Here is a 24367-nt window from a genome sequence, read left to right as displayed (position 1 = left end):
GGAACGATCACCGGGTTACTTGCCGGGTGTGAGGGTCAAGCGGGTTTTCCCGTACACCTTGTCAAAGTTCTGCGGCTGCATCGGGAAGCTCAGGTATTGCGCCTTGAGCGACGCATCGATGCCGTTCGCATAACTCGGGCTGGCCGGGTTGCCGGATTGGCCGATGCCACCTTGACCCATCATCGGTTCGATTTGGCTGAAGTCGACGATCATGCGCAGCGCCGGCACTTGGGTGGTGACAAAATCCTGCCCCCAGCTGTACGGCGCCGGGTTCAGGGTGTTGTGGTCGCCGCCACTGGCAAACGGCCCGCGGATCACCTGGCCATTGGTGTTTTTCCAGGTGGTGGTGTGCAGTTTGCCCCACTGCCAGGCCTTGTGATCGCCACCCAATTGGCTGTCGCCAGCGGTGATGGCGGCGGCAAGGCTGCGGGCGAGGATCGCCGGTTTGTCTTCTTTTTGCGCGGTGCGCACGTCGTCCCAGAAGGGGCTGTCTTCGCGGCCCAGCAGGTGGTCGGCGTTGGCGGAATAGGACAGGTTGGCGTTGCTGACAAAGGCTTTCCAGCTGGCGCTGGTTTCCGGGCCGAGTTCGTCGAGGAAGATCTGCTTGGTGCTTTCCTGCAGGAACAACTCATAGATCGCCGCGTCTGCGGAGGTCGGTGCCAGGCGGCCATCAAACGCCATCAAGCGACTGAGCGCTTCGCGTGCCTTCACAGCTTCGGTTGCCGGCAGCGCATCGATTGCCTGTTTCAGTGGCTGGGCCATACCCGGCGCCTGGAACATGGTCTTGAGCTTGGCGGCAAACGTGGTGGTCTGGTCGTACTGCATGGCGATCATGCTGCGGCTGTCATGCTTGCCGGCGTTGGCCAGTTGTGCCAGGCGCTCGCTGCGCTCCGGGGCGTCCCAGGAATTGGACAACTGCATGCCATAACCGCGTGGCGCGGTGCGCTGGTTGGCCGTGCCGATCCAGCCTTGGGCCGGGTCCTGATCGTAAGGGTGCAGCATCGCGTCGGCGTAGCCGTCCCAGTCAAAGCGCGCGTCCCAGCCCGGCGAGGGCAGCAGGCCTTCGCCTTCGCGACGGTTGGGGAAGCGGCCAGTGACTTGCCAGCCAATGCTGCTCGCGTCGGCAAAGATCATGTTGAGGGCGATGGCGCGGATTTCCCGGGTTGCGTCCGAGGCCTTGCCGGCGCTTTGGGCGCGGGACAGGTCGAAGAATGCGTCCAGGCTCTTGTCGTCCTTGAGGTCGGCGGTTTGCAGGGCCAGGCCGAACCCGGTGGTGAGTGCCTGGCTGCTGTTGAGCAGGGCGCCGTGGCGGGTTTCGTACACCACTTCGCGAATCGGCCGCTGGCCCTTGGCGAAGTAGGTTTCGTTGCGCACGACGGCCGGTAGCCATTTGCCGTTGTTCTCGTAGTACAACGCGCTGCCTTGGCGTTTGACCTTCTCCAGGAACAGGTCCTGGGTGTCGCCTTTTACCGCGCTCATGCTCCACGCCACTTTGCCGTTGAAGCCGGACAGCAGGGTCGGCAAACCGGCAATCGAGACGCCGACCGCCTGGTATTTCGGGGCACGGATCTGCACGTAGTTCCACGGCGATGGCGCTTGTGGCTGGGCCGCCAGGTCGCTGGCCAACAGGCTTTTGCCACTGCGGCTGCGTTGCGGGCCGATGGCCCAGTTGTTGGAGGTGGTGACGGCCAGTGCGTTGAGGCTGTTCAACTGCTGGCCGATGCTTTCGAGCCCCGCAAGGCCGGTGATCTGGCTGAGGTTCACGCCCTTGAGCTTGTCGGCTTCGTCCATCGGGATCGGCTCGTCCGGCGCACTCGGCGTCAGCCAGGCGAGCTTGTCGGCCCCGACTTTCTGCGCCAGCACCAGCGACGAGAGTTCTTCCTGCAGGTTGCTCGACTCGCTGAAATTCAGCAGGCAGAACAGCAGCGCCGAATCTTCCGGCTTCCAGTACTCGGGCTTGTAGCCGGTCTGGGCCAGGTCCGGCGGCAGCTTGTCGCGGTAGCGGAACAGGTAGGCGTTGACGCCACGGGCATACACTTCAAAGAAGCGCTTGAGGCGCGGCGACGAAGCGTTATACAGCTCGCCGGCGCTTTTTTTCAGGTTGACCGCGCGCATGAAACGGTCGACATCCAGCACTTGCGGGCCGGACATCTCCGCCAGGCGGCCCTGGGCCAACAGGCGCAAAGTGACCATCTGCGTGATGCGGTCGCTGGCATGTACATAACCGAGGCTGAACAGCGCGTCATGGAAGGTGTTGCTTTCGATCAACGGCATGCCCTGGGCATTGCGGCGCACTGACACATTCTGTGCCAGGCCCTTGATCGGTTGCACACCGGCCACCGGCGGCAGGGTGTCCTGGGTGCTCTGGAGCTGGCAACCGGCCAGGCTTAAAGCACTGGCCACTGCCGCGGCAACGCCGAACCGGGGGATAAAGTGTGAGAGGGCTGGCGAGGCCATGGCAAAGCTCCTGCGGGGGTAGCGTCATTAAAGGCGCTACGTTAGTGAGCGCGGCGAAACGACGCAAGCAGGAGTTTGGGTTAAGCGTGAGATCTTGAGACCGGTAGAGAACAATGTGGGAGCTGGCTTGCCTGCGATGCTGACGCCTCGGTGTGTCAGTTACACCGAGGTGATGCTATCGCAGGCAAGCCAGCTCCCACATAGATCAGGATTTTGGCGGATTCACTTTCTGCACCAGTTCATACGCCCGCACCGTCGCCGGCCGTTCCTTGATGCTGTTGAACCAGCGCTGCACGTGCGGGAAGTCCTCCAGACGCTGGCTCTGCCACTTGTGGGAAACGACCCACGGGTAGATCGCCATGTCGGCGATGCTGTAGTCCTCACCCGCCACGAACGCGCGGTCCGCCAGGCGTCGGTCCAACACGCCGTACAGGCGCGCGGTTTCGTCCACATAGCGCTTGATCGCGTAAGGAATCTTTTCCGGTGCGAATTGGCTGAAGTGATGATTCTGACCCGCCATCGGCCCCAGCCCGCCCATTTGCCAGAACAGCCATTGCAGCGCTTCCTGGCGGCCGCGCAGGTCTTTTGGAATGAATTGGCCGGTTTTTTCCGCGAGGTACAGCAAGATCGCGCCGGATTCGAACAGCGAAATCGGCGCGCCGCCGTCGGTCGGGCTGTGATCGACGATGGCCGGGATGCGGTTGTTGGGAGCGATCTTCAGGAAGTCCGGCTTGAACTGCTCGCCCTGGCCAATGTTGACCGGGTGCACCTTGTAGGGCAGGCCGGCTTCTTCCAGGAACAGCGATACTTTGTGACCGTTGGGGGTGGTCCAGTAGTACAGGTCGATCATGAAGCTCTCCAAATGAGCGAATGCCTGTCTCTATAGGTGATGATCAAGGGGCAATAATTCAATCAAACATTTGCGTCTAACCTTAGAAGCCAATCACACCGCCCCATCGACCAACACCTGCAATGACTGCTGCGAGCACCGCTCAATGCGCACCTGTACGCCATAGACCTCGGCAAACAACGCCGGGTCGAGCACCTCATCCGCCACGCCGCTGGCGTACAACCTGCCCTGGCGCAGCACGGCAATATGGTCGGCGAAGCGTGCAGCCAGGTTGATATCGTGCAGCACCACCACGGCGATCAAATTGTGTTCGCGCACCAGCGCGCGCACGCAGTCCATGACTTTTAATTGGTAATTGAGGTCGAGCGCGCTGGTGGGTTCGTCGAGCAGCATCACTTGCGGGCGACGCGCAATCAGCTGGGCGAGGCCGACCAATTGGCGCTGGCCGCCGGACAACGTGCTCAGCAGCTGATCGGCCAAATGCGCGATGCCGATACGCTGCAACGCTTCGAAGGCTTCGCCCAGGCAGGCCTCGCTGGACAATGGAATGCCGTCCACATTGGCCACACGCAGCGCGGCGATCACGCTTTCCATCACGCTGAGGCTCAGGCCCGGCGGCAGGTTTTGCGGCATGTACGTCACGCGTCGCGCTCGCTCGGCCACCGACATGGCCGACAGGTCGAGGTCACCCAGCCTGACCACGCCTTGCATCTTTTCCAGCCCGGCAATGGCCCGCAGCAGCGTGGATTTACCCGCGCCATTCGGGCCGATCAAGGCGGTGAGGCTGCCGTGGGGCAGGGTCGGCAAGCTCAGCTCATGCACAATCTGCCGACGCCCGTAGCGGATAGTGGCGTTGTGTACCGATAAGCCCGCACTCATAACTGCCTCCCGCGCTTGAACACCAACACCACAAAAATCGGTACGCCCACCAAGGCGGTGACAATGCCCACCGGCACAATCACGCCGGGCATGATCAGTTTGCTGGCAATCGACGACAGCGCCAGCAGCAACGCGCCGGTCAACGCACTGGCCGGCAGCAGGAAACGCTGGTCTTCACCCACGAGAATCCGCGCGATATGCGGCCCTACCAAGCCGATAAAGCCGATGGTGCCTACAAACGCCACGGCGGTGGCCGACAGCAGGCTGATGCGCAGCAACGAGAAAAACCGCAGGCGCTTCACGTCCACGCCAAAGCTTTGTGCGCGGTCTTCGCCCAGGCGCAGCAGGGTCAGGCGCGGCGCGGCGGCGAAGGAAAACGGCAGCACCACGGCAACCACAAAGGCGAGGATGCCGAGCTTGTCCCAGTTGGCGCGGGTCACGCTGCCCAAGGTCCAGAACACCAATTGTTGCAGCACGTCTTCGGTGGCCACCAGTTGCAGCAAAGCCACCACGGCGTTGCAACTGAACACCAGTGCGATGCCGAACAGCACCAGGCTTTCCACGCCCGCACCGCGCAGGCGTGACATGGCTTGCAGCAAAAACACCGAGGCGGCGGCAAAGATAAACGCCGAGATGGAAATCGCGGTGTTGGCCGACACCCACAGCGTGGTCACCGGAAACACGATGACCAGCGAGGCGCCCAAGGCCGCCGCCGACGACACGCCCAACGTAAACGGGCTGGCCAGCGGGTTATTGAGGATCGCCTGCATCTCGGCCCCGGCCAGCGACAGCGCGCAACCCACCAGCACCGCCATCAGCGCGTAGGGCAGGCGCACGTTCCAGATGATCACCTGGTCGGTGGTGCTCAGGTGCGACGGATGCAGGATGCCGTCGAGCAACGCCAGCAGGCCCATGCCCGACGGGCCGCTGGCCAGGTCCACCAGAATGGCGCAGACCAGCGCGATGCCGAGCAGCGCCAGCAGCCAGGTACGCCGGGCCAGCAAACGGCGATAGCCGTGAGTGGCGCTGGCAAGGTCGAGGGTTTGAGTGGTCATGGGGCTCACAAGGTCTTAAAAACAATGAACATCCACATGTGGGAGCTGGCTTGCCTGCGATTGCGGTGTGCCAGTCGATTAATTCAGTGACTGACACACCGCTATCGCAGGCAAGCCAGCTCCCACACTGACTGCATTCCTGCATTCCTGCATTCCTGCATTCCTGCATTCCTGCATTCCTGCATTCCTGCATTTGTGCATGGCGCTAGGGGTTACTTGGTTTTGGCGTCAATCCAGTAAGCACCCTGCAGCGGCATCCCCAAAAACTGTTGGTTGATCTGTTCCATAGTCGCTTGCGGGTCGAGCTTGGCGAACAGCTCCGGATGCACCCATTTGGCCAATACTTCAATCGCCAGCAGGTTGTACGGCGAGTTGTAGAAATCGTGCCACAGGCCGTGGGCATTGCCCTCGCGGATGGCACGGATGCTGGCGAACTCCGGCCGCGCCAATACCCGATCAAACGCCTCACGGGCTTCATCGGTGCTCACGCCAGCGCCGAGAATCAGCCCAGGCTTATGGTTGCCGGTGGCCACGTACACATCCGGGTCGGCCTTGAGCGCGTATTCAACGCTGATATCCCCCAGCGCACCCGGCACCACCTCGGCGGCGATATTGCGCCCGCCGACCAGCTTGATCACTTCACCCATGCCGCTTTTGCCGGTGGTGTGCCCCGGTGCCTGCCAGGCACCGGCGAGCAATTCGAGGAACACACTCGGGCGCGGGCCGGCGGCAGGCAAGGTGGCAACGGCGTCGGTGATGGCCTTGATGTGCTGGTCATAGAAACCCAGGAACGCCTTGGCCTGGGCTTCACGGCCCAAGGCCTGGCCCAGCGCGTTCATGCTGGTGTGGGTGCCTTGCACCGGGTTGATGCGAAAGTCGACGAACAACACCGGGATGCCGGCTTTGGCCAGCACGTCTGCCACCGCGCTGTGTTCGGTCGGGCCGTGGCCGGAAATGCTGAACACCGCCAGATCCGGTTTCAGCGAGAGAATCTCCTCAGCACTGACACTCTGCTCCGACGCTTGCCCGATCAACGGGATGTCTTTGACCGTAGGAAACTTCGCCACATAGGCGTTGTAAGTGTGCTGGTCCAGCAGCTTCAAATCGTTCTGCCAGCCGACGATGCGCTGGAACGGCGCGTCCTTGTCGAGCAAGGCAAACGCCGAAATCAAGCGGCCTTCGCCCAGCACCACACGTTTGACGTGGTCTTTGACCTCGACCTTGCGGCCCAACACGTCGGTGACTTCATGGGCAGCGGCAGTTTCGGCGTGGCCGAGGACCAGCGCGGCGCACAGCACGCCGAGCTTAAGCACGTTACGAGGTTTGAACATGGAAAGGACTCCGGGTGAGGGGCAATCAGAATTCATAATCGACACTGGCGGTGAGCGTGCGACCGGCACCTGGGATGCCGTAGAGCTGGAAGCCGTCAAGGGACGCGCCAACCTGGCTGTAGTAGAACGTGTTGAACACGTTGTTGAGGTTGAGGTTGACCGTGGTGTCCTTGTTCACCTTGTATTGCGCCGCCAGGTTGCTCAGCCAGTAACCCGGGGCTTTTTCGTGGTCGCGGGTGTAGATCGCATACACGCCGGACGGGCCGTTGGCGTAGCTGCTGTTGTTGTTCAAACCGCCGACATCCTTGTTGTCGCTGTAGCGGCGACGGCCCACGTATTGCTCGCCGTAGCTGAGGCTCAGGGCGTCGGTGACGGCGTAGGTGGTCCATAGGTTGGCGGTCAGGTCGGGGACGTTCTTGGCTTCCGCGCCTTTATTGATACCTTTGGTCTGCGTGCTTTTGAGCGCCGAGAAGCCGGTGTAGACGGTCCAGCGCGGGGTGATGTTGCCTTGCAGGCCGAGTTCGATGCCGTCCACACGCTTGGCGGGCAGGGCGCGCACCGGGGCGGATTCGCCGTCCTGGTATTCCCAGGCGTTGTCCAGTTCGGTGCGGAAGATCGCCGCCGTGACATTGAGCCTGTCGTGGGCAATGTCCCACTTGGTGCCGATCTCGTAGGTTTTCGACTTGGCCGGGCTGTAGTTGCGGGTGGTGGACGCGCCGTAGATCTGGTTGTTGGTGGACGCGCCCAGCGCCGACGGTTGCGCCGCCTCGCTGTAGGACACGTAAATGCTGCCGTTCGGCAATGGCTTGTACACCGCGCCGACGCGACCGCTCACTGCGCCGTCGGTGCTGCTGATGTCGGCCTGGCCGCGCTGGCTGGTTTGCGCGCGCCAGTTGTCGTAGCGCAGCGAGCCGAGCACTTGCCATTGCTCGTTGAGGGTGACGGTGTCGCCCGCGTAGACACCGGCGTTATCGATCACCGAGCGCGGGTCGCCTTCGCCTTTGGTCACGTAGGTGCTGGCGAAGCTGTGGCTGGGGTCGTTCATGTTGAAGAACAGATCGCCGGCCGGCACTTCGGCGTTGCGTTTCAGGCCGCCGTAGGTCTCGTGATAGAACTCCAGGCCGCTGACCACGGCGTGCTGCAGGCTGCCGGTGTTGAACGTGAAGCTGAAGTCGGTCTGGTTATCCAGGATGGTGTAGCGCTTGGACAGGCCAAAATCGCCGCCCCGCAGGATGCCGTGGCCGGTGTTGCTGTTGTTCACGTAGTCGGTGTAGGCATTCACCGTGCTGCCGGGCACTTGGCTGATAGGCCCTACGCCGGTGTAGCCCAAGGTCGCACAGCGGGCGCCGGTGCAGGTTTTTTTACCGCTGGCATCGGCGACGAAGAAGCGTGCCGGCGACAGCACGGCGAAGTTGTCGCTGCGTTCCCAGCGCGTCTGGTTGCGCAGGTAGGCGTCGTGCCAGTCAAAGTCATGCTCGAAGCGGGCGGTCAGCGAGGTGGTTTCGTTCTCCTGGGTATAAAGGCTGGAGTCGCCGTACCAGTCGGAGCGTTTGACGCCAGGCATGCGGTGGCCGTCGGTGCCACGTTGGATCGGCACGCCGCCGTCCGGCGTATTGGTGTCTTTCTGGTAAAAGGTGTCGACGAAAAAGCGCGTGTCGGTGCCCAGGCCGAAGCCGAACGAGGTGGCGATGCCCCAGCGGTCGTAGTCCACGTCGTCGCGGTCGGCCACTTGGTTGTAGTGCTTCATCAGGTTGATGCGCACGGCGGTGGTGTCGGTCAGCTGTTTATTGAGGTCGGCGGTGAGGCGACGGTAGCTGTCGGTGCCGATCCCGGCGGACACCTTGTTGGCATCGCCAAGGTGCGCTTCTTTGCTCACCAGGTTGACGCTGCCGCCCACGGCGGAAACGCCGGACTCGATCGAGCCGGTGCCCTTGAACACTTCGGCCTGTTGCAGGTTGAAAGTGTCGGTGCGCGTGGACATGCCCGCGTCGCGCACGCCGTCGACGGTCAGGCTTTGCTCGGAGGAAAACCCACGGATCGAAAACAGATCGCCCCAGCCCAGGTTGCCTTCGCCGGACATGAAGGTGATGCCGGGCACGTTGCGCAACACTTCCTGCAAGGTCTGCGCGTTCTGCTCCTTGAGCACCTGCTGCGGCACGATGGTCACGCTTTGCGGGGCGTCGAGCAGCGGCTGGCTGATTTTGGCGGAGGTCACGCGGTCGACTTTGAAGGTGGAGGTGGCTTCCTGGCCGTCGACCTTGATTTGCGGCAGGCTTACCACCGAATCATTCGGCGTGGCGGCCGGCGCATCGGCCCAGGCGGTCGGCGCAACACTGCCGGCGGCGAGGAAACCGAACATCGGTGCCAGGGTTGTGTGCAGCGTGTGACGTTGGGGCGTGGGCAATGACATAGGTGATGATCCGAGTCTAAATTACAATTACTCTCATTTAGGTTCGGTAGTCTAAAGAGCGATTCCGCCTGCCATACCCTGGCTTTGTATCGCTGATGCGTGATTATGGTTTCCCACAACATTCCATTACATTTGCGTGTATCGCTGGATGAACTTTCGGCTATCTCCTGCGTTTTGAGTTTTCGGATTGACTGCCCATGGCCAAGCTTGACCACCTGCTGATCGTTGATGATGACCCGCAAATCCGTCAGTTGCTTTGCGACTACTTGAGTGACGCGGGGTTTCAGGTGTCCACCGCCGCCGACGGCAAGGAAATGCGCCGCCGCCTGGCGCTGAATGTGATCGACCTGATCGTGCTTGACCTGATGCTGCCTGGCGAAGACGGCTTGAGCCTGTGCCGCGAACTGCGCGTCAGTTCCAACACGCCGGTGGTGATGCTCACCGCCAAAGGCTCGTTGATCGACCGCATCGTCGGCCTGGAAATCGGCGCCGACGACTACCTGCCCAAGCCGTTCGACCCGCGTGAGTTGCTGGTGCGAATCAAGGTGGTGTTGCGCCGGGTGCAGAGCTTTCCCGATCGAGCACGCCTGGATGAAGCACCGAGTATTCGTTTTGCCGGCTGGCAACTCGACACACGGGCGCGGCAATTGCTCACGCCCGAGGGCGTGGTGGTGAGCCTGGGCAACTCGGATTACCGTGTGCTGCGCCTGCTGTTGCAGCACCCCAACCGGCCGTTGAGTCGCGACTTTTTGCTCAACCATGTCTTCGACAAGGACAGCACGCCGTTCGACCGCTCCATCGACGTGTGTGTCAGCCGCCTGCGCTCGCAGCTGCCGGTGGGGCTGATCAAAACCGTGCGCAATGAGGGTTACATGCTGACCGCCGATGATGTGGTGCTGGAGTCGTGAGACTGCTGCCGCGTTCGCTGTTCGGGCGGCTGGTGCTGATTCTGGTCAGCGGCATGCTCGCGGCCCAGGCGCTGACCAGCAGCATCTGGTACGACCGTCGGCATGGCCAGGTGCTGGAGATTCCTGCGCGGTTGATCGCCACACGCCTGGCAGACGTGGTGCGCCTGGTACACAGCGACCCGCAGCAGGCCGACCAGTTGATCAAACTGCTCAATACGCCGCATTTTCAGCTGACCTTAAGCGATCAGGCCAGCAACACGCCGAGCACGTTGACCGACAGTGACCGGCCCACCGAGCGGCTGATCAAGCAGGTGCTGACGGAGAAAACCGGTTCTGCCCAGACCCTGATGTTGCTGCGCCTGTCTCTGGTTGATGGCGAAGGGCAAGGCGCCGGGCTCTCGACCCTGCTCAGTTCCAAGCCGGTCATCGGGCAGTTCCTGATCGACCTGCGCCTGCCCGATGGGCGCTGGTTGCAGGTGGACGCCAGTGAGGAGCAGGGCTGGACCAGCACGTCGCCGCTGGACTTGCTGTTCGACTACGTGATGCGCATCTATTTGCTGCGCGTGCTGGTGCTGGTGATCATCGCGTTGGTGGCGGTGCGCCTGGCCATCCGCCCGCTCAATGCCTTGGCCAAGGCCGCCGAAGCCCTGGGCCGGGATATCCAGCGCCCGCCGTTAGCGTTGGACGGCCCCACCGAAGTGCGCCGCGCCGCCCAGGCGTTTAATGCGATGCAGCAACGGTTGATAGCCAATATTGCCGAGCGCACGCGCTTTCTGGCGGCGATTTCCCACGACCTGCGCTCGCCGATCACACGCCTGCGCCTGCGCACCGAGATGCTCGAAGACACGCGCACCAAGGAGCGGTTTCGCAGTGACCTGGAAGAAATGGAACACATGGTCTCCAGCACCCTGGATTTTGTCAGCAGCGGCGAAATCAACGAGACGCGGCAGAACATCGACATCAATGCCTTGCTGCAAAGCCTGCAGGCCGACCTTGAAGACGTGGGCGAAAGCGTGACCATTGTCGGTCGCGCCCGGCAACCGCTGCCGGGCTATGCACGCAGCCTCAAGCGTTGCGTGCAGAACCTGCTGGAAAATGCGGTGCGTTATGGCCGAGAGGTGGTGGTGCGGGTTGAGGATCAGGTGGACAGTTTGAAAATCGTCATCAGTGACCGTGGCCCAGGGATTCCCCAGGAGCAACTGGAGCAGGTGATGGAACCGTTTTACCGCATCGAAGGCTCACGCAATGCCGACACGGGCGGTTACGGGTTGGGGCTGAGCATTGCGCACACGATTGCGCGGGCGCATGAGGGGCGGTTGAGTTTGAGTAATCGGGAAGGCGGGGGGGTGGAGGTGGTGTTGCAGTTCCAGAGAAAGCTCTGATCTGAAATGCTGAGCAAATGTGGGAGCTGGCTTGCCTGCGATAGCGGTCTGACAGTTATACCTGTGTCAGCTGACCCACCGCCATCGCAGGCAAGCCAGCTCCCACATTGACCGTATTGAGCGTTTACGCCCCGTGGCACTTCTTGAATTTCTTCTCACTGCCGCACGGGCACGGATCGTTGCGACCCACGTCCTTCAACGCGTTGCGCACCGGCTCCTGGTGAGCGTGGCCGCAGTTCGGGCCGTGGACATGGCCGTGGTCGTGATCATGGCCGTGATCATGCTGATCGTGATCGTGGTTGCAGTCAGGACCATGGACATGGGGTTGCTGAGTCATCGATGTCGCTCCGGAATAAAATCACCGGGGATTATCTCGCCATTGTGGGCGACCTGCACGTCATTACCGATGAATAATCCGGTTTTCAGCTCGCCTTCCAGGCGATAGGGCACGGGTTTGGTCGGGTTTTTGAGCATTTGCACCACATCGCGGATCTTCGGCCAGAGGTTGGTGCGCACCTTCACCCGAAAAAAACCATGACTGCGCGGCGGTATGGTCAGCCATTCGTTGGACTCGCCTTCGGTCAAGACAAAACCGCCCAGGCTGACCTTATAGATCAGGCCGCGCACCGTGAGGTCGGCGTCGTCGCGGTTATCCACGCGAAACCACAGTTTGAATTTCTGCTCCAGCAGCTTGGCCCGTACCACCTCGACTTTCACCAGGGCGACGTGGGGCGTAGGCGCATCGTCTTCAAACCACGACGCGCAGCCGCTGAGACTCAAGGTCAACGCCAGCATCAAGCTGTACATCCGAAGCATGGCGTTTTCCCTGTGGGTGATTAGAGGTAGCTGGAACAGCACTTCTTGAATTTTTGGCCACTGCCGCACAAACATACATCATTGCGCCCGGCCTTGAACTCAACCGTCGGATCGATGAAGTACCAGCGCCCGTCATTCTGTACGAAAGACGACTGCTCACGGTGGCTGTGTTCGCCGGTGCTGTCATGCCAGCGTGCGGTAAAGGTCACGAATGCATGTTCCGGCTGGCCGCCGAACACTTCCGAACTTTCCACCTCCAGGCCCAGCCAGGTGCTCTGCGCGCTCCAGGCGCTGATCGCAATGCGGTCCAGGCCGGCTTGCTGCGCGGGCAAGGTTGTGGCCACCAGGTAGTCCACCAGGCCCAGCACATAGGCGCTGTAGCGCGAGCGCATCAGCGCGGTGGCGCACGGCGCCGGGTGGCCGGCGTGATAGTGGCCGCAGCAGGCATCCAACAGGTTGCCGCTGCCGCAGGGGCAAATGGATGTACTCATCGGGTTACCACCAATACTTTCCAAAATTTTCCGGGTTGGCCCAGAAACGGGCGTTGAGCCAGTCGGGCACCTGTTTGTAGTCAAGCAGATCATAGGTAAACAGTGTCAGTACCTGCTCGTCGCGCTGGAAACGCTCGCCGGCTTGCAGGGCCAGGGAGAAGAAGTCGGTGTCTTTCCAGCCGCAGGCGCCCAGGTCCACCAGCACCGCAATGCGGCTGCTATTAAGGTTGCGAATGCCGCCGAGCAAGGTCAGGCCTTGCGGTTTTGACAGGTGCTCCAGGCAGTCGACCACCAGCGCCAGGTCAAAACGCTGCGCCGCCAGTTCTGCCGGCAACGGCCCGGGCGGGGCGATGGCCACGATGGTGTCCGGGTGCTCGGCCTGGAACGCCTCCAGCGCCGGAAACTGGCTGGCGCCCAACAACAACAGGCGTTTGGGCTGGTGCAAGTCGAGCAAAGCGGCCAGGGCTTGCTGGGGTGTACGGGAAGAAATACCAGCGGTCATCACAGATCCTCACATCAGAACCCTAGAGACTAGCGCGGCTGAGCGTGCGGGCCTAGAGCGGGCGGCAGCGAAAAGTCCTACAAATGCGGCGATCCTCAATGAAACCGGGGGTGTGGCGTACTGGCGCAGATGAAAAGAGCGGTCTTTACTCCACCTGTCGGCCCCCGCCGATCCCCTCAGGAGAAATCACATGAGCATCATGCGGACAGCTCTACCCTTGGTTCTGCTAACCGGAGTATTGACAGGTTGCGCAGGGTTGCAAAAAACCGATTGGCCCACCTGTGCAGCAGTCGGTGGTGTGACGGGCGCTGCCATTGGCGCCACTGAAAGTTCAGCCTATGCGGGCGCAGGCGCGCTGTTGATCGGCGGCATGGCCGGCGCCTATTGCTGGGTGCATGGCGACGGCGACGAAGATGGTGACGGTGTGCCGGACAGCCGCGACAAGTGCCCTGGCACGCCAAAAGGCGTGCAGGTCGATGCCAATGGTTGCCCACCCGCACCGCCGGCCGCCGTGGTTGAGGAAGTGGTGGTGGTCAAGGAAGAAACCATCGTGATTCGCGATGTGCACTTCCAGTTCGATTCGGCCAGGTTGACGGCAGCGGACAAAACCAAGCTCGACATCATTGCCACTCGCCTGAAAAAAGAAGCCCCAGGCGCGCAACTGCGGGTCAGTGGGCATACCGACAGCGTCGGTAAAGATGCCTACAACCAGAAACTCTCGGAAAAACGCGCCCACTCGGTGACTGATTACCTGGTCAGCTCCGGTGTGCCTCGCAGCAACTTTGTCTCGGTGACCGGTGCTGGCGAAAGCCACCCAGTGGCCGATAACAAAACCGCTGAAGGGCGTGCGTTGAACCGTCGCGTGGAAATCCAGATCAACCGCTGACAGCCCTTGCCCCTGCGGGCACCGCAGGGGCATCGCCGGCGAGCCCTGGCAAGTTTTTTCATCCTTCACTGGCAAATCGCCTGCAGAAGTCGGTACTGTGCGCCCAAAGAATAATAGGCAGGGGCATGCGGGATGAAGGTGTTTTGGGGGCTGGGAAAGTTTCTGACGTTGTTGTTCTGGGTAGTGGTGCTGGTCAACCTGTTCCGGCCGCTGACGAATCCGTTTCACCTGTTGGTCAGCCTGGCCGGCAGTCTGTTGATGCTTACCCACCTGCTTGAATTGCTGTTGTTCAACAGCAGCTTGAAACACCGTGCCCACCCTTGGCGTGACCGCTTGCAGATTCTGCTGGTGGGGATGTTCCATGTGCGGGGCCTGTCGGCGCCTGCTGCGGTTAATGAAACGAACGAGGAGGCCAATCATGCGTAAGGTTTTTCTGTTGGCCCTGTTGGTCAGCCCCATTGCTATGGCGCAGAGCGTCAGTGTTGAAACCAACTCGCTGATGCGCCTGCCCAGCAGCACCAGCGTGTTGCAACTGGAGCGCCTGGATGTGGCGGACTACGGAACGTTGCTGGTGCCGGCGACCATCAGCCAAGTGACCGTGGATGAGTTGCACCTGGGTCGCGAGGCGCGTATCACCATCGCCCCCGGCAATACCGCGCTGCAATTGCAGGTGCGTAATGCGCAACTGGAACATGGCAGCCAGATCACGTCGCGCGGCGCCCCCGGTACCCACGAAAAGCCGGCCAAGGCCGGGCGTGACCTGGTGCTGCGCATTAACGCGCTGACCGCCGAAGAGCTGTCGGTGGACGCGCGTGGCGGCGCCGGTGCCCAAGGTTATGCCGGCCTCGATGGCGCCAACGGTGTGGACCCAGGCTGCACCTGGGGTTCCGCCGGGCGTGGTGCCAATGGCGATAACGGCGGCGACGGCCTGCCGGGCGCGTCGGGGGCGACTGTGCGGGTTGAGCTGCCACAGAGCTTCCCGGCAGAGCAGATCAAAGTGTGGGTCGACGGCGGGCCGGGTGGCTTGGCCGGTACGGCGGGCAAACCGGGCAAAGGCGGGCAATCCAAAGGGTGCCTGGTGTACCGCGCCGACGGTGGCGATAAAGGCCGGCCAGGGCTGGAAGGCCAGCCGGGGCCGGCTGGGCCTGCGGGTGCTGTGACTATTCAGCGGCTTTGATGCGACTGATCTGACGCCATCGCGGGCAAGCCCGGCTCCCACAGGTTGGAATGCATTCCATATGTGGGAGCCGGGCTTGCCCGCGATGAGGCCCTGAAAGACAACCTCAGAACATCGGCCGCGCCGAAGCAATCGCCACCACCACCAACCCCACGATCAAATTAATCCCCACCAGTTTGCGGATCTGCCCCAGCGCAGCCGCGCCCGCCGGCCAATCCTCAGCCGCCACCGCTGTGCGCAGTTCCGGGAACTTCAGTGCCTGGATGCGGATAAACAGCGCCGTCATCACCAGATACAGGCCCATCATCACCTGCACATAGCGCGGCGCGGTCTCAAAACCACTGAAGCGCAGTTGCAACAGGCCGATGCCGCTGATCGGCAAAATCAGCACCGCGACCCAGACCCACACAAAAAAACGCTGAAACACATTTGCCCACAGCTTGAGCCGGGCAGGGCCTTCAAGTGCCGCCATGGCGGCGGGACGCAGGATCATCCAGGCGAAAAACATACCGCCGACCCAAACCAGGGCGGCCAATACATGCAGGGTGTAAGCGAGGCTAAACGCGGTCATTGTGGTACTCCGTTCTGCGCGGGATTAATTAGCGGGGTATGATAGCGGCCGATCCGAACCACTGAAAATTTATCCAGCGTTTTTTGCGCCCGACTATCCATGATCAGCACTGAACTCAAAACCACGATCCAGGGCGCCTATTCGCGTTTTCTCGAAGCCAAGAGCTTGAAACCGCGCTACGGCCAACGCCTGATGATCGCCGAAGTGGCCAAGGTCCTCGGGGATATCGACACCGACGACGAAGGGCGGCGCAGTGGCGACCCTGCGATTGTGGCTGTCGAGGCCGGCACCGGCACCGGCAAGACCGTGGCCTACAGCCTGGCCGCGATCCCTACCGCCAAGGCTGCCGGCAAGCGCCTGGTGATCGCCACCGCCACTGTCGCCCTGCAAGAGCAGATCGTCTACAAAGACCTGCCCGACCTGATGCGCAACAGCGGTCTGAACTTCACTTTCGCCCTGGCCAAGGGGCGTGGGCGCTACATGTGCCTGTCCAAGCTCGACGTGTTGCTGCAGGAAGGCCATGCGCAAACCGCCACTGCCTCCTTGTTCGAAGAAGAAGGCTTCAAGATCGAGGTGGATGAAGTCAGCCAGAAGCTGTTTACCAGCATGATCGAGAAGCTGGCCGGCAATAAATGGGACGGCGACCGCGACAGCTGGCCCACCGCTCTTGAAGATTCGGACTGGGCACGCCTGACCACCGACCACAGCCAGTGCACCAACCGCCATTGCCCCAACTTCGGCCAGTGCGCCTTTTACAAGGCCCGCGAAGGCATGGGCAAGGTCGACGTGATTGTCACCAACCACGACATGGTACTGGCCGACCTGGCCCTGGGCGGCGGCGCGGTGTTGCCGGACCCGCGCGACACCCTCTACGTATTCGACGAAGGCCACCACCTGCCGGACAAGGCAATTGGCCACTTCGCCCATTACACGCGCCTGCGTTCCACGGCCGACTGGCTGGAAACCACTGCCAAGAACCTCACCAAACTGCTGGCCCAGCATCCGCTGCCCGGCGATTTGGGCAAGTTGATCGAGCAAGTGCCGGAGCTGGCGCGGGAGATCAAGACTCAGCAGCAGTTCATGTTCAGCGCCTGTGAACAGGTCGCCGACTTCAAACCCGGCGAAGACGTGGAGGGCCGTGAGCGGCCGCGCCATCGGTTTGTTGGCGGGTTGATCCCCGAGCATATGCGCGAAATGGGTATTGAGCTGAAGAAGGGCTTTTCACGCCTCACCGACCTGTTCACACGCCTCACCGACTTGCTCAAGGAAGGCATGGATGGCGAGGTCAATATCGGCATCGCCAGCAACCAGGCCGAGGAGTGGTACCCACTGTTCGGCAGCCTGTTGTCACGCTCCCAGGGCAACTGGGAGCTGTGGACCGCCTTCACCGTCGAAGACCCGGAAGACAACCCGCCGATGGCGCGTTGGCTGACTCTGTCGGAAAGCGGTGCGCTGTTCGATATCGAGGTTAACGCCAGCCCCATCCTCGCCGCCGAAATGCTGCGTCGCAACCTGTGGAACGTGGCTTATGGCTGCCTGGTGACCTCGGCCACGCTGACGGCCCTGGGCACTTTCGACCGTTTCCGCATGCGCGCCGGGCTGCCGAAAAAAGCGGTGACGGCCGTGGTGCCGAGCCCGTTCCACCATGCCGATGCTGGCGTGCTGCGCGTACCGGACCTCAAGGCCGACCCACGGGATGCGGCCGCGCACACGGCGGCGATCATCCGCGACCTGCCCGAATTGGTCGAAGGTTCGCGCGGCACACTGGTACTGTTTTCGTCACGTAAACAGATGCAGGACGTGTTTGACGGCCTCGACCGTGACTGGCGCAAACAGGTGTTTATCCAGGGCAACCTGTCCAAGCAGGAAACCCTCAACAAACACAAGGCGCGGGTTGATGGCGGCGATTCCAGCGTGCTGTTCGGCCTGGCCAGTTTTGCCGAAGGCGTGGACTTGCCCGGCGCCTATTGCGAGCACGTGGTGATTGCCAAGATCCCGTTCTCGGTACCGGATGACCCGGTCGAGGCAGCCTTGGCCGAGTGGATCGAGGCGCGGGGCGGTAACCCGTTCATGGAAATCTCGGTGCCGGATGCGTCCTTGAAGCTGGTCCAGGCCTGCGGTCGTTTGCTGCGTACCGAGGAAGACCGGGGCACCATCACCTTGCTCGACCGCCGCTTGGTCACGCAGCGCTATGGCAAAGCTATCCTCAATGCCTTGCCGCCGTTCAGGCGCGAAATTTCTTAAGCCACTCATTTATTAAGCTGCTGTGGGCGAAGTCGCCCACTTCGTGGTTTATCTCACTGCCAACGCTTTATGTCATCAGGCCAGTTATCGGCCGATTGGGAGAACCTTGTTCGTATGATTCGCACGCTGCCTGCTCTTTTTGCCCTGTTATTCGCTGCGCCCTTGATGGCCGCGCCTGCCGGGCAACAAACGCTGTTCAACTTCGTCCGACCTGCCGATGTGGTCAAGGTGGCGACTCAGGACGCCAGCCTGCCGCAATACAACGCCGAACAAACCCCCGAAGGCGAGGTGTTGCGCCGCATCACCTTCAACCCGGCGGCCGAACCGAGCCTGGTGCTCAGCCCGCAGGCCGGGAGCTGGGACTGGTCGCAATCCGGCGCCATGAGCCTGCGTATCCAGAGCGCCATGGACTGGGCGTTGACCCTCTATGTCAAAGTACAGAGCGTCGACGGCAAGACTCTGGTCAGCCGTATCGACCTGCCGGCCGGCCCGGCCCAGACCCTGTTGATCCCGTTGCAAGCCAACTCGCCGCTGAGCCAGGGCATGAAGGCCGGCCCGCCCATGCCGATCACCCTGGACGGCCAGCGTGTATTGCTGGCCGCCAGTGCCGGCGAGATCGACCGCAGCCAGGTGGCCTCGGTCACCCTGTCGATGCTCAAGCCCAATGCCGCCCAAAGCATTTTGCTTGAGCGTTTTGGCGTGCAGGACAGCGAGCCGGTGCTGAAGGCGGTCTACAGTGAGCTGGTGGACGCTTATGGCCAGTCCACCCGTGCACGCTGGCCGGAAAAGGTCAGCACTGACGAGCAACTCAAAGCCGCAGCGGCCAAGGAGCAGCAACAGCTCAAGGGCTGGCTGGCCGAGCGTGACAAATCCGCTCTGGACCAATACGGTGGCTGGAACAAAGGCCCGGCGTTCGACGCCAGTGGTTTTTTCCGTACCGAGAAGCGTGACGGCCGCTGGTACCTGGTGACGCCGCAAGGCCATCCGTTCTATTCGTTGGGTGTTAACACCGTGGCACCGGACAACAACCAGACCTACGTGGCCGGCCGCGAGTGGATGTTCGCCGCGCTGCCCAAGGCTGGCGAACCGTTCGACAAGTACTACGGCAGTGGCGATAACCGGGGCGGCAACGGTGCCGATCAGGGCCGCGGCTTCAATGTCGGGCGTTGGTACGATTTTTACGGCGCCAACTTGCAGCGTACTTATGGCGGCGAAGGTTTCGACCAGAAGCGCTGGGTCAGCCACACCCTCGACCGCCTGCAAGCCTGGGGCTTCAACACCGTGGGCAACTGGAGTGATGAGGACCTGGCCCGCGCCGACCGTGTGCCCTACACCTTGCCGCTGTCGATTGTCGGTGACTACGCCAGCATCAGCACTGGCACCGACTGGTGGGGCGGCATGCCCGACCCGTTCGACCCGCGCTTTGCCATGGCCACCGAACGCGCCGTGGCCATTGCCGCCCGCGACCACCGTGATGACCCGTGGCTGATCGGCTATTTTGCCGACAACGAGCTGGCCTGGGCCGGCCCCGGCGATGATCCAAAATCCCGTTACGCCTTGGCCTATGGCACGTTGCGCATGACCACCGACGTACCGGCCAAACGCGCATTCCTAAAACAACTGCGCGACAAGTACCGTAACGAAGAAGGCCTGTCGAAAGCCTGGGGCATCCACCTGGCGGGTTGGGAGCTGATGGAAGACCCAGGCTTCGAGCCGCCGATGCCGAGCCCCGAGCACCCGGAAATCGAAGCTGACTTCAAATATTTCCAGAAGACCTTCGCTGATGCCTACTTCAAAACCATCTCCGATTCGTTGAAATGGCACGCGCCCAACCAGTTGCTGCTGGGTGGTCGGTATGCCGTCAGCACGCCCGAGGCCGTGGCGTCCTGCGCCCAGTATTGCGACGTGCTGAGTTTCAACATGTACACCCTGAAGCCGCAGGACGGTTATGACTTTGCTGCCTTGCGCGCGCTGGACAAGCCGGTGCTGATCACCGAGTTCAACTTCGGCTCGGCCGACCGTGGCCCGTTCTGGGGCGGCGTGACACAGTTGGCCCGTGAAGAAGACCGTGGCGTGGCGTACAGCAACTTCCTCAAGCAGGCCATGGCCGAGCCATCGATTGTCGGCGTGCATTGGTTCCAGTACCTGGACCAGCCGGTCACCGGGCGCCTGCTGGATGGCGAGAACGGCCACTTCGGGCTGGTGGGCATCACCGATGTGCCGTTCCAGGGCTTTGTCGAGAGTGTGCGTAAAAGCAACCTGGCGGCGGTCGACCAACTGGGCAAGGAGGCCGAAAAAGCCAAGGCGGCCAGCAAGGTTCGCGAGAACGAAGGCGGCAAGTCCGGGCAAGAAGGCAAAGGCGCGGGGCAGGGCGCCGGGCATGCGGGTGGACACTCTGGAAATGGCCATTGATTCATCACTGACGGGTTCACAAAACCTGCAATGACTGGAACAATGTCGGCCACTTCTTACGGTGTTTTCCAAGGCGGCTTAGGTGCAGATTCAGGGTCATTACGAGCTCCAGTTCGAAGCGGTACGTGAAGCCTTTGCCGCGTTGTTCGATGACCCGCAGGAGCGTGGTGCCGGGCTCTGTATCCAGATCGGCGGCGAAACCGTCGTCGACCTGTGGGCCGGTACCGCCGATAAGGACGGTGCCGAGGCCTGGCACAGCGACACCATCGTCAACCTGTTCTCCTGCACCAAGACCTTCACTGCCGTCACGGCCCTGCAGCTGGTTGCCGAAGGCAAGCTGAAACTGGATGCGCCAGTTGCCGACTACTGGCCCGAGTTTGCCGCGGCGGGTAAAGAAACCATCACGCTGCGCCAGTTGCTCTGCCACCAGGCCGGGCTGCCGGCGATTCGCCAGATGCTGCCGACCGAAGCCCTGTATGACTGGCCACTGATGGTCGACACCCTGGCGGCCGAAGCCCCGTGGTGGACGCCGGGCGAAGGGCATGGCTACGAGGCCATCACTTATGGCTGGTTGGTCGGCGAGTTGCTGCGCCGTGCCGACGGGCGCGGGCCGGGCGAGTCGATTGTGGCGCGGGTTGCGCGGCCCCTGGGCCTGGACTTCCATGTCGGTTTGGCGGACGAAGAGTTTTATCGGGTTGCGCATATAGCGCGCAGCAAAGGCAATATGGGCGATGAAGCCGCGCAACGTTTACTTCAAGTAATGATGCGCGAACCTAATGCCATGACCACCCGTGCATTTGCCAACCCACCGTCTATTCTGACCAGCACTAATAAGCCCGAATGGCGGCGGATGCAGCAGCCAGCGGCAAATGGTCACGGTAATGCGCGCAGCCTGGCAGGTTTTTATAGCGGATTGTTGGACGGTAGTTTGCTTGAGAGCGACATGCTCGAACAATTGACCCGCGAACACAGTATCGGGCCAGACAAAACATTATTGACTCAAACCCGTTTCGGTTTGGGGTGCATGTTGGATCAACCGCAACTGCCCAATGCCACCTTTGGCCTTGGCCCGCGTGCGTTTGGCCACCCTGGCGCCGGTGGTTCGGTGGGGTTTGCCGACCCTGAGCGCGATGTAGCATTTGGTTTCGTGACTAATACACTGGGCCCTTATGTACTTATGGACCCGCGTGCGCAGAAGTTGGTCGGAATATTGGCCGGTTGTCTGTAAAGAGCTTGCTGTTTCACGTTTTTTTGTTACAAAGGCAAGTATAAGAAGGCGCTGAACGAAATTGTGTAACTTTACTGTTCTCTAAGCGTCTGTTTAACGGGTCAACCAGGCCCCCCGTTTTTTCTCATTTTGTGGATACCTCATGTTATCGAACAAGTCCTTGGCACTGGCGCTGTGCCTCACTATTACTGGCTGCGCACAAACACCACAAAGTGATGCCGAAGGTGGGCACTGGTGGTCATTTGGATCTGACAAGGCTGCTACCAAGGACGCCGTGACACAAACCGACGCCAAGCCGGATGCCAAACCTGCCGCCGGCGCCAAGCCTGTCGAACCTGTGGCCGCCGCTGCTGCTCCAGCGCCTGCACCGGTAGCCAAGGCTGACACCGGCTTCAACTGGTGGCCGTTCGCTGCCAAAAGCGCCGACGAAAAAGCGGCGGATGCCAAAGCCGACCTGAAAGCCGACCTCAAGGCCGCAACCCCTGCTTCCACGCCGGATGCTGCGCCTGCCGTCGCCAAGACCGACACCGAAACCAAATGGTGGTGGCCGTTCGAAAGCAAGCCAAAGCCACTGGCCAAGGTTGATGTGACCAACGTGCAGATGCCCGACCCGAAAATCACCCAAGCCTGGCTGGATGATTATGAGCCGCGTCTGCGCGCCGCCATCAAGGACAGCAACCTGCAACTGGAACGTCGTGACAACGTATTGGTCGTGATTGCCCCGGTGGACGGCTCCTACAACCCGAAACGCCCGGCAATGCTGCTGCCGGTCACACTCGGCCCGTTCACACGCGTTGCCAAAGCTGTTGAAGCTGACCCCAAGACCGCGGTCCTGGTCCTGGGTCACGTTGATGCCACAGGTACCGCCCCGGCCAGCCAGGCGTTGACCAAAGAACGCGCGCAATCCATCGCCTCTATCTTCAGCCTCAGCGGCTTGAAGCAGGATCGCTTGATGCTGCGCGGTATGGGCGACCTGATGCCGCGTGCCGCCAACGACAGCAATCAGGGACGTGCGCTGAACCGTCGCATGGAAATCATGTTCACTCAGCGTACAACTATGTTGGCGCTGCTGAGCAAGTACAACTCGGGCAAACCACCGGTCGCCGACATGGTCGCGGTGCAAACTGCTCCGGCCCCAGTACCGGCGCCGGCAGCGAAAAAAGCCGCCCCGGCGAAAAAGGCCCCGGCCAAGAAAGCCGCCGCCAAGCCAGCTGCGAAAAAAGCCGCTGCCAAGCCTGCCGCGAAAAAAGCCGCACCGAAGGCTGCCGCCCCGGCTGCGAACGACCAGGCGAAAAACTGATCCGTTGAAACAGAAGGATAAAGCTGCATGACCCAGGCACTGGCCGATATGCGCCGTGACTACACACGGGACGGTTTGAGCGAGGCCCAGGCCCCGGACGAGCCGTTTGCGTTGTTCCACCAATGGTTTGGCGATGCGGTGAAAACCGAGCAGCCACCGGTGGAGGCCAATGCCATGACCCTGGCAACGGTCGACCAGGACGGTCGCCCGCACTGTCGCATCCTGCTGCTCAAGGGCCTGGATGCACAGGGTTTTACCTTCTTCACTAACTATCAGAGCGCCAAGGGTGAACAACTCGCGGCGCGGCCGTTTGCGGCCATGACCTTCTTTTGGCCCTCCCTGGAGCGCCAGGTGCGCATCGAAGGGCGGGTGGTCAAGGTCACGCCTGAAGAGTCGGATGCCTATTATCAGGTCCGGCCTTTGGGCAGCCGTCTTGGCGCCTGGGCATCGCCGCAAAGCCAAGTCATTCGTGACCGTGAAGAGCTGCAGGAGCTGCTCAAGCAGACCGAACAGCGTTTCAGCGATACCCAACCCGACTGCCCCGAGCATTGGGGTGGCTATCGTTTGTTGCCTGAGCGCATCGAGTTCTGGCAAGGCCGCGCCAGTCGCCTGCATGACCGCCTGAACTATCGCCTGCAAGCGGGCGAGTGGACGCGCGAGCGCCTGGCGCCCTGAGCTACACCTTTCGTCATTCCATCTGAATGGTGATCATCACGCCGAAGTCTCTACACAGAGGCTTCGGCGTTTTTGATTGCGTGACTACAATAAAGAGCGCTTCCACGTGATTTTTGGATCGGGGCGGGAGCTACCGTTCGTCGAGTTTTTTGGTGCTGGCAGTCTGTACTCAGGCTGAATGAAAGCAATTTTCTGGCGTGCTTGCCGTGACAGGCGCCAAGCAGCGGCGTCTAATGAACACCTGTCCTTTGGAGTTGATGCTATGCGTAAGTCTGTTTTACTAGTTGCCTGCTTTACCACCTTGTCGTTGCTGTTGGGTGGCTGCGCCTCGAGTCTGACCGGCGACTCGTACTCCCGTGACGAGGCGCGTCGTGTACAGACCGTTCGTATGGGCACCATTGAATCCCTGCGTCCGGTGAAAATCGAAGGCACCAAGACCCCAATCGGCAGTGTTGCCGGTGCAGTGGTCGGCGGCGTTGGCGGCAGCGCGATCGGTGGTGGCCGTGGCAGTATCGTCACTGGCGTTATCGGTGCGGTTGCCGGTGGCTTGCTGGGTTCCGCCGCTGAAGAAGGACTGACCCGCACCCAGGGTGTTGAAGTTACCGTTCGCGAAGACGACGGCAGCATGCGCGCCTACGTCCAGGCCGTCGACCCTAACGAAATCTTCCGCATTGGCGACCGCGTGCGCATCATGACGGTTAACGGCACCAGCCGTGTAACGCGCTAAGCGCTGGTTGTAGAAACGCAAAACCCCAACCGGGTGACGGGTTGGGGTTTTTTATTGCCTGCGGTT

22 protein-coding genes are annotated in these 24367 nt (G+C 61.6%); 11 read left to right on the top strand and 11 right to left on the bottom strand.

The genetic code is table 11. The features are described from left to right. Window positions 1-15 precede the first annotated feature (15 nt). The 6 genes from AB4P96_RS24840 to AB4P96_RS24815 all read right to left on the bottom strand — a co-directional run bounded on the left by AB4P96_RS24840 (window position 16) and on the right by AB4P96_RS24815 (window position 8982). Window positions 16-2457: a penicillin acylase family protein gene (locus AB4P96_RS24840; RefSeq protein ID WP_395600189.1), complete on the bottom strand. Its 2442-nt coding sequence runs from the start codon at window positions 2455-2457 to the stop codon at window positions 16-18. A gap of 205 nt (window positions 2458-2662) precedes the next feature. Next, window positions 2663-3307, bottom strand: coding sequence for a glutathione S-transferase N-terminal domain-containing protein (locus tag AB4P96_RS24835; RefSeq protein WP_169985402.1), 645 nt, complete (start codon window positions 3305-3307; stop codon window positions 2663-2665). 93 nt (window positions 3308-3400) lie between these two features. Continuing rightward, window positions 3401-4186, bottom strand: coding sequence for an ABC transporter ATP-binding protein (locus AB4P96_RS24830; RefSeq protein ID WP_395600188.1), 786 nt, complete (start codon window positions 4184-4186; stop codon window positions 3401-3403). Continuing rightward, window positions 4183-5241 carry a FecCD family ABC transporter permease gene (locus AB4P96_RS24825; RefSeq protein WP_395600187.1) on the bottom strand — a complete coding sequence of 353 codons (1059 nt, stop codon included), beginning with the start codon at window positions 5239-5241 and terminating at the stop codon, window positions 4183-4185. The genes AB4P96_RS24830 and AB4P96_RS24825 overlap by 4 nt, the downstream gene beginning before the upstream one ends. Window positions 5242-5453: 212 nt before the next feature. Continuing rightward, on the bottom strand, window positions 5454-6572 hold the full coding sequence (locus tag AB4P96_RS24820; protein ID WP_395600186.1) for an ABC transporter substrate-binding protein: 1119 nt from the start codon (window positions 6570-6572) through the stop codon (window positions 5454-5456). A gap of 25 nt (window positions 6573-6597) precedes the next feature. Next, window positions 6598-8982 (bottom strand): TonB-dependent receptor, encoded by a 2385-nt coding sequence (locus AB4P96_RS24815; RefSeq protein ID WP_395600185.1) that lies wholly within the window; start codon window positions 8980-8982, stop codon window positions 6598-6600. Window positions 8983-9179: 197 nt separating this feature from the next. Here AB4P96_RS24815 and AB4P96_RS24810 point away from each other — a divergent pair, with 197 nt between their 5' ends. Continuing rightward, window positions 9180-9890, top strand: a complete 711-nt coding sequence (locus tag AB4P96_RS24810) for a response regulator (protein ID WP_017137182.1) — start codon at window positions 9180-9182, stop codon at window positions 9888-9890. Then, window positions 9887-11272, top strand: a complete 1386-nt coding sequence (locus tag AB4P96_RS24805) for an ATP-binding protein (protein WP_170036482.1) — start codon at window positions 9887-9889, stop codon at window positions 11270-11272. The genes AB4P96_RS24810 and AB4P96_RS24805 overlap by 4 nt, the downstream gene beginning before the upstream one ends. A gap of 124 nt (window positions 11273-11396) precedes the next feature. On the opposite strand, the gene AB4P96_RS24800 is transcribed toward AB4P96_RS24805, so the two are convergent. From AB4P96_RS24800 to AB4P96_RS24785, 4 genes are read right to left on the bottom strand one after another with little or no spacing between them, the layout of a single operon-like run. Continuing rightward, window positions 11397-11609, bottom strand: a complete 213-nt coding sequence (locus AB4P96_RS24800; RefSeq protein WP_017137184.1) for an SEC-C metal-binding domain-containing protein — start codon at window positions 11607-11609, stop codon at window positions 11397-11399. Further along, the gene (locus AB4P96_RS24795; RefSeq protein ID WP_017137185.1) at window positions 11606-12088 is read right to left on the bottom strand and encodes an LEA type 2 family protein; all 483 of its coding nucleotides are present in this window, start codon (window positions 12086-12088) and stop codon (window positions 11606-11608) included. Before AB4P96_RS24795 ends, AB4P96_RS24800 begins: the two co-directional genes overlap by 4 nt. A gap of 20 nt (window positions 12089-12108) precedes the next feature. Then, the gene (locus AB4P96_RS24790) at window positions 12109-12579 is read right to left on the bottom strand and encodes a YchJ family protein (protein WP_017137186.1); all 471 of its coding nucleotides are present in this window, start codon (window positions 12577-12579) and stop codon (window positions 12109-12111) included. A 4-nt stretch (window positions 12580-12583) separates the two neighbouring features. Beyond that, entirely contained in the window at window positions 12584-13081 is a 498-nt protein-coding gene (locus tag AB4P96_RS24785) for a DUF6231 family protein (RefSeq protein WP_017137187.1), read from the bottom strand. 190 nt (window positions 13082-13271) lie between these two features. On the opposite strand from AB4P96_RS24785, the gene AB4P96_RS24780 reads away from it, so the two are divergent. The 3 genes from AB4P96_RS24780 to AB4P96_RS24770 all read left to right on the top strand — a co-directional run bounded on the left by AB4P96_RS24780 (window position 13272) and on the right by AB4P96_RS24770 (window position 15144). Continuing rightward, on the top strand, window positions 13272-13967 hold the full coding sequence (locus tag AB4P96_RS24780; RefSeq protein WP_169985412.1) for an OmpA family protein: 696 nt from the start codon (window positions 13272-13274) through the stop codon (window positions 13965-13967). Between the two features lie 132 nt (window positions 13968-14099). Further along, the gene (locus AB4P96_RS24775) at window positions 14100-14393 is read left to right on the top strand and encodes a DUF1145 domain-containing protein (RefSeq protein WP_017137189.1); all 294 of its coding nucleotides are present in this window, start codon (window positions 14100-14102) and stop codon (window positions 14391-14393) included. Further along, window positions 14386-15144 (top strand): collagen-like protein, encoded by a 759-nt coding sequence (locus tag AB4P96_RS24770; RefSeq protein WP_138453675.1) that lies wholly within the window; start codon window positions 14386-14388, stop codon window positions 15142-15144. Before AB4P96_RS24775 ends, AB4P96_RS24770 begins: the two co-directional genes overlap by 8 nt. Before the next feature lie 106 nt (window positions 15145-15250). On the opposite strand, the gene AB4P96_RS24765 is transcribed toward AB4P96_RS24770, so the two are convergent. Further along, a complete protein-coding gene (locus AB4P96_RS24765) occupies window positions 15251-15715 on the bottom strand; it encodes a CopD family protein (protein ID WP_017137191.1) in 465 nt (154 codons plus the stop codon). A gap of 99 nt (window positions 15716-15814) precedes the next feature. On the opposite strand from AB4P96_RS24765, the gene dinG reads away from it, so the two are divergent. From dinG to AB4P96_RS24735, 6 genes are all read left to right on the top strand, one after another. Next, the gene (gene dinG / locus AB4P96_RS24760; RefSeq protein ID WP_017137192.1) at window positions 15815-17959 is read left to right on the top strand and encodes an ATP-dependent DNA helicase DinG; all 2145 of its coding nucleotides are present in this window, start codon (window positions 15815-15817) and stop codon (window positions 17957-17959) included. 114 nt (window positions 17960-18073) lie between these two features. Further along, window positions 18074-20371, top strand: coding sequence for a beta-galactosidase (locus AB4P96_RS24755; protein ID WP_099548574.1), 2298 nt, complete (start codon window positions 18074-18076; stop codon window positions 20369-20371). Window positions 20372-20453: 82 nt separating this feature from the next. Continuing rightward, entirely contained in the window at window positions 20454-21599 is a 1146-nt protein-coding gene (locus AB4P96_RS24750; RefSeq protein ID WP_017137194.1) for an EstA family serine hydrolase, read from the top strand. A 142-nt stretch (window positions 21600-21741) separates the two neighbouring features. Next, on the top strand, window positions 21742-22899 hold the full coding sequence (locus AB4P96_RS24745) for an OmpA family protein (protein ID WP_099548575.1): 1158 nt from the start codon (window positions 21742-21744) through the stop codon (window positions 22897-22899). Window positions 22900-22926: 27 nt separating this feature from the next. Next, window positions 22927-23574 carry a pyridoxamine 5'-phosphate oxidase gene (gene pdxH, locus AB4P96_RS24740; RefSeq protein ID WP_099548576.1) on the top strand — a complete coding sequence of 216 codons (648 nt, stop codon included), beginning with the start codon at window positions 22927-22929 and terminating at the stop codon, window positions 23572-23574. A 262-nt stretch (window positions 23575-23836) separates the two neighbouring features. Next, on the top strand, window positions 23837-24301 hold the full coding sequence (locus AB4P96_RS24735; RefSeq protein ID WP_017137197.1) for a glycine zipper 2TM domain-containing protein: 465 nt from the start codon (window positions 23837-23839) through the stop codon (window positions 24299-24301). The last annotated feature ends 66 nt before the right edge of the window (window positions 24302-24367 follow it).

Source organism: Pseudomonas sp. B19125 (assembly GCF_044218855.1).
Taxonomy (GTDB): domain Bacteria; phylum Pseudomonadota; class Gammaproteobacteria; order Pseudomonadales; family Pseudomonadaceae; genus Aquipseudomonas; species Aquipseudomonas edaphica.
Note: the sequence above shows the minus strand (reverse complement) of the source record. Positions and strands in the feature narration are given on the sequence as shown.